This is a genomic window from Micrococcus sp. LASM2_SD2, from assembly GCF_057364565.1.
This window is the reverse complement of the sequence record NZ_JBNFOB010000156.1, coordinates 1-5,632: the sequence shown is the minus strand read 5'-3', so window position 1 is coordinate 5,632 and position 5,632 is coordinate 1. Positions and strand designations below refer to the sequence as shown.

Below are 5,632 nucleotides of genomic sequence, written 5' to 3'. Positions count from 1 at the left end.
CGACTCGCCGCCCCGGCCAGGGTCGGGGTGCGCCTTCCGCGGCCGGCCGTGTCCCGGGACTTAGGATGCAGGACGGCGATCCACGCCGTGCCCGCGCGTGACCGCATGCCCAGGCCCTCTCACCCGACGGAGGAACCGGTGACCGCACCGCACCGACCCCAGCTGCCCGGAGGAGACCGCGCACCCGCGCCGCGGACCCTGTGGGACGTCCTGACCGCCACCGCCGCCGAACACCCCGACGCCCCCGCCCTCGACGACGGCGTCCAGGTCCTCGAGTACACCGACCTGGTCGAGCGCGCCGAGGCCTGCGCCGACCGCCTCGCCGCGCCGGCGTCGGCGCCGGCGAGCGCATCGGCGTCCGCATCCCCCTCCGGCACCGCGGACCTGTACGTGGCCATCCTTGGCGTGCTCGCCGCCGGCTGCGCCTACGTCCCCGTGGACGCGGACGACCCGGACGAGCGCGCCCGCCTCGTCTTCGGCGAGGCCCAGGTGTCCGGCGTGCTCACCGACGAGCACACGCTGGCCCTGCCCGAGGGCACCCCCGCCCCGGAGCCCGTCACGGCGATCGGCGCGGACGGGGAGACCACGACGACGGCCGCGCACCCGGGTGCCCGCCGTCCGGACCCGGAGGACGACGCCTGGATCATCTTCACCTCCGGCTCCACCGGCACCCCCAAGGGGGTGGCGGTCACGCACCGGAACGCCGCGGCGTTCGTGGACGCCGAGGCGAACCTCTTCCTGGTGGACGACCCGCTGGGTCCCGGCGACCGTGTGCTCGCCGGGCTCTCCGTGGCCTTCGACGCCTCCTGCGAGGAGATGTGGCTGGCCTGGCGGCACGGCGCCTGCCTGGTCCCCGCGCCGCGTGCGCTGGTCCGTTCGGGCATGGACCTCGGCCCCTGGCTGGCCGAGCGGCGCATAACGGCGGTCTCCACCGTGCCGACCCTGGCCGCGATGTGGCCCTCCGAGGCGATGGCGAACGTCCGCCTGCTGATCTTCGGCGGCGAGGCCTGCCCGCCCGAGCTCGCCGCCCGCCTGGCCGAGGAGGGCCGACAGGTCTGGAACACCTACGGCCCCACCGAGGCGACCGTGGTGGCCTGCGCCGCCGAGATGACCGGCGAGGGCCCCGTCCGCATCGGCCTGCCCCTGGACGGCTGGGACCTGGCCGTCGTCGACCCCGCCACCGGAGTCCCCGTGGCCGAGGGCGAGACCGGCGAGCTGATCATCGGAGGCGTCGGCCTGGCCCGCTACCTGGACCCGGCCAAGGACGCCGAGAAGTACGCCCCCATGGACACCCTCGGCTGGGAGCGCGCCTACCGCTCCGGGGACCTCGTGGTGTTCGACCCGGCCGGCCTGCTCTTCGTCGGCCGCGCGGACGACCAGGTGAAGCTCGGCGGCCGCCGCATCGAGCTGGGCGAGGTCGACGCGGCCCTGCAGTCCCTGCCCGGCGTCCAGGGCGGTGCCGCCGCCGTGCAGACCACTCCGGCCGGACATCAGATCCTGGTCGGCTACCTCGTGCCCGTCGGGGCGCCGGAGGACCTCGACCTGGAGGCCGCCCGCCAGCGCCTGGCCGAGGAGCTGCCGGCGGCGCTCGTCCCCCGGCTGGCGCTCACGGACACCCTGCCGACGAAGACCTCCGGCAAGGTGGACCGCAACGCCCTGCCCTGGCCCCTGCCCGGCGCCGAGCCGGACGACGACGCCCCGCCGATCGACGAGTCCACCGACGCGGGCTGGATCGAGCGCCAGTGGGCGGACGTGCTGGGCACCGCCCCGCGCGGGCCCAAGACCGACTTCTTCGCCGCCGGCGGCGGCTCCCTGGCCGCCGCCCAGCTGGTGGCCCGCCTGCGCGCCCGCTACCCGCAGGTCACCGTCCAGGACGTCTACGCCCATCCCCGGATCGGCGCCCTCGTGGAGTCCCTCGCCGGGGCCGCCGCGGCGAACCCCGCCGAGGACCGGCATGTCGCCCGCACCCGACGGAGGGCCCAGTGGGCGCAGACGCTGGTGGGCGTGCCCGTGTTCATCCTCCCAGCCCTGCGCGCGGCCGTGTGGACCGCCCTGGTGCTCAACGTCCTGGCCGTCACCGGGCTGGCCCCGGCCGTGCCCACCGTGGACTGGTGGGTGCTCGCGGCGGCGTGGCTGCTGGTGGTCACCCCGCCCGGCCGCATGGCACTGGCGCCCTCGCGGCCGCCTGCTGCTCGCCGCGTGAAGCCCGGGGTGCACCCGCGCGGCGGACGCGCGCACCTGCGCCTCTGGCTCGCCCAGCACGTGGTGGACCTCGTGGACCCCTACTCCCTGGCCGGCGCCATGTGGGTGCCGACCTTCGCGCGCGTGCTCGGCGCGAAGATCGGCAAGGACGTGGACCTGCACACCGTGCCCCCGGTGACCGGTCTGCTCGAGATCGGGGAGGGCGCCTCCATCGAGCCGGAGGTCGACCTCTCCGGATACTGGGTCGACGGCGACCGCGTGCACATCGGCACCGTGAAGGTCGGCGCCGGTGCCGTCGTCGGGGCCCGGTCCACCCTGCTGCCCGGCGCCCACGTCGGCGACGGCGCCCATGTCGAGCCCGGCTCCACGTTGGTCGGGAAGCTGCGCGGGCAGCGCATCCACGCCGGCTCCCCCGCCGTGCGGGTCGGCAAGGTCAAGGGCACCGGCCCCAACGTCGCCCCGCCCCGGGCCACCGGGTTCCGTCTGATGTCCACCCTGTCCTCCTCCGTGCTGGCCGCCCTTCCCCTCGTGGCCGCCGCCGTCGCCGGCGCCGTCGGCCTGTGGTCCCTCACCTGGTGGGGCACCGAGGTGACCGCGCAGAGCCCGGCGGGGGCCGTCGTCGCGGTCCTGGGCCGCCTGCTGGCCGTCAGCCCCCTGCTGGCGGCCGTCTGGTTCGGCACCCACATGCTGCTGGTGCTGGCGGCCACCCGGCTGCTCTCGATCGGCATCACCGAGGGCTACCATCCCGCCCGCTCCCGCGTGGGCTGGCAGATCTGGGCCACCGAGCGCCTGCTGGACGCCGCCCGCGACCAGCTCTTCCCCATCTATGCCTCCCGGTTCACCCCCACCTGGCTGCGCTGGCTGGGCGCCGAGGTCGGCCGGGGCGTGGAGGCCTCCACCGTCGTCCTGCTGCCCTGCATGACCCGCGTCGGCGACGGCGCCTTCCTGGCGGACGACACGATGCTCTCCTCCTATGAGCTGCAGGACGGCTGGATGCACGTGGCCCGCGCCAAGGTGGGCAAACGCTCCTTCGTCGGCAACTCCGGCATGGTCCAGGCCGGCCGCACCCTGCGCCGCGACTCGCTCGTGGCCGTGCTGTCCACCACCCCGGCCAAGACCAAGGCCGGCGCCTCCTGGATGGGCTCGCCGCCGGTCCGCCTGCGCCGCACGGAGGTCGAGGCGGACAGGTCCCTGACCTATGACCCGCCGGCCCGCCTGCGCCGCGCCCGCACCGGCTGGGAGCTGCTGCGCTCGATCCCCGTGTGGCTGCACACCGTGCTGCACCTGGCCGTGGGCGGGGCGCTGGCCCTGCTCGCCGTGCCCGGCTGGTGGCTGACCGCCCTGGCCGGCGGACTGGTGCTGCTGGCCGCCGGTGCGGCGGCGGCCGCGGTCACCGTGCTCGCGAAGAAGGTGTTCGTGGGGCGCATCGCCGCGGGCGAGCATCCGCTCTGGTCCGGCTTCATCTGGCGCAACGAGGTGGCGGACACCTTCACCGAGTACCTGGCCGCCCCCTGGTTCGCCCGGGCCGCCGCCGGCACCCCCGCCATGGTCTGGTTCCTGCGGGCCATGGGCGCACGGATCGGCCACGGCTGCTGGGTGGAGTCCTACTGGCTGCCCGAGGCGGACCTCGTCTCCCTCGGCGACGGCGCCACCGTCAACCGCGGCTGCGTGGTGCAGACCCACCTGTTCCACGACCGCGTCATGTCCCTCGACGCCGTGGAGCTGGCCGCCGGCGCCACCCTGGGCCCGAACTCCGTGGTCCTGCCCGCCGCCCGGCTGGGCTCCGGCACCACCGTGGGCGCCGGCTCCCTCGTCATGCGCGGCGAGGAGCTGCCCGCCGGCACCTGGTGGATCGGCAATCCTGTGGCACCCTGGTCCGACCCGGCCCCGCGCGCCTCCCGCGCCGCGTGGCTCTCTCCCGACGCCCGTCCCCGAAAGGCCTCATGAGCACCGACCCCTACCTCCCCGCCGTCGGCTCGGACGTGCTGGCCGTGGACGCCCTGCGCCTCGACCTGGACGTCCGCCTCGCCGCCAACCGGGTCATCGGCACCGCGGTGCTTCACGGCCGCCTCCTCGCCCAGGCCTCCCGGGTGGAGCTGGACCTGCACCGGCTGACCGTCACCGGGGTGACGGCCCGGGCCGAGCTCCGCCCCCTGAAGGGGGCCAGGGCCTCCCAGCCGCGGCGCAGCCCCCATCGCGTGGTCGTGGAGCTCGGCGAGTCCCTGTCCGAGGGCACCGAGCTCGAGCTGACCGTGGACTACCGCGGCACACCGAAGCCGCGCCGCAGCCCCTGGGGGACGGTCGGCTGGGAGGAGCTCACCGACGGCGTGCTCGTGGCCGGCCAGCCGCACGGCGCCTCCACCTGGTTCCCGTGCGTGGACTCCCCGGACAACCGCATACGCGCGGACATCACGGTCACCTGCGACGCGGGCTACCTGCCCGTGTCCAACGGCACCGGCGCACAGGTGAGGCAGTCCGGATCCAGGACCACCTGGCGGTGGGTGCTGGAGGAACCCGTGCCCGCCTACCTGCTCACCCTGCAGATCGGCCGCTACCGGCTCGTGGAGCTGCCCGGACGCCTCTCCGGCCCGCCGATCATGCTGGCCGTGACCCCCCAGACACAGCAGCGGGCGCTGACCACGCTCGGCTCCCAGCACACGATGGCCCAGGTGTTCCAGGACGCCTACGGGCCCTACCCCTTCGACGCGTACACCGCGGTGGTGGCCGAGGACGACCTGGAGATCCCGCTCGAGTGCGCCGGCCTCTCCCTGTTCGGCACCAACCACCTCTCCGGCACGTGGGAGGACGAGCGGCTGATCGCCCACGAGCTGTCCCACCAGTGGTTCGGCAACGCCGTGACCCTGGGCCGTTGGTCGGACCTGTGGCTGCATGAGGGCTTCGCCTGCTACAGCGAGTGGCTGTGGTCCGAGGCCTCCGGCCGCGAATCCGTGCAGGAGCAGGCCCGCCTCGCGTGGGAAGGGCTGGCGGGCCAGGACGAGGACCTGGTGCTGTGCGATCCGGGGCCGAGGGACATGTTCGACGACCGCCTCTACAAGCGCGGGGCCCTCACCGTGGTGGCCCTGCAGCGGCTGCTCGGCGCCGACGTGTTCGGACGCATGGTCCGCGGCTGGGTGGCCGAGCACCGCTTCGGCACCGTGGACACGGCCATGTTCCGCGCCCACGTGCACTCGTGGGCCCCGGCCGCCGGCGTCTCGGCCACCGCCGTGGAGCAGCTCTTCGACGCCTGGACCGTGCGGACCCCGCTGCCGGCGTTCCCGGGCTGAGACCGGCCTGGCCGCCCCCAAAACCGGGCAGCGTTCCTGAGACGCCCCCGGCCCTCACGCGGCGTCGACGACGACGGCCAGCACCGGACAGGCGGACGTCACCTGGCCCGCGGGGCCAGACCAGCGTGCCGCGGACCGAGCCCCGG

The 5,632-nt window shown here is 75.3% G+C and carries 2 protein-coding genes; both read left to right on the top strand.

Annotated elements, in window-relative coordinates; all coding sequences use genetic code 11:
• Positions 1–138: 138 nt before the first annotated feature.
• Positions 139–4,149, top strand: a complete 4,011-nt coding sequence (locus AC2W7A_RS08685; protein WP_485991010.1) for a Pls/PosA family non-ribosomal peptide synthetase — start codon at positions 139–141, stop codon at positions 4,147–4,149.
• Complete coding sequence (locus tag AC2W7A_RS08680) at positions 4,146–5,486, top strand: M1 family metallopeptidase (protein WP_485991009.1); 1,341 nt, start codon at positions 4,146–4,148, stop codon at positions 5,484–5,486. The genes AC2W7A_RS08685 and AC2W7A_RS08680 overlap by 4 nt, the downstream gene beginning before the upstream one ends.
• The last annotated feature ends 146 nt before the right edge of the window (positions 5,487–5,632 follow it).

Bases quoted from the DNA above. Each gene is read 5' to 3' on its own strand.
- AC2W7A_RS08680 (WP_485991009.1), top strand. From the start codon at position 4,146: ATGAGCACCGACCCCTACCTCCCCGCCGTCGGCTCGGACGTGCTGGCC.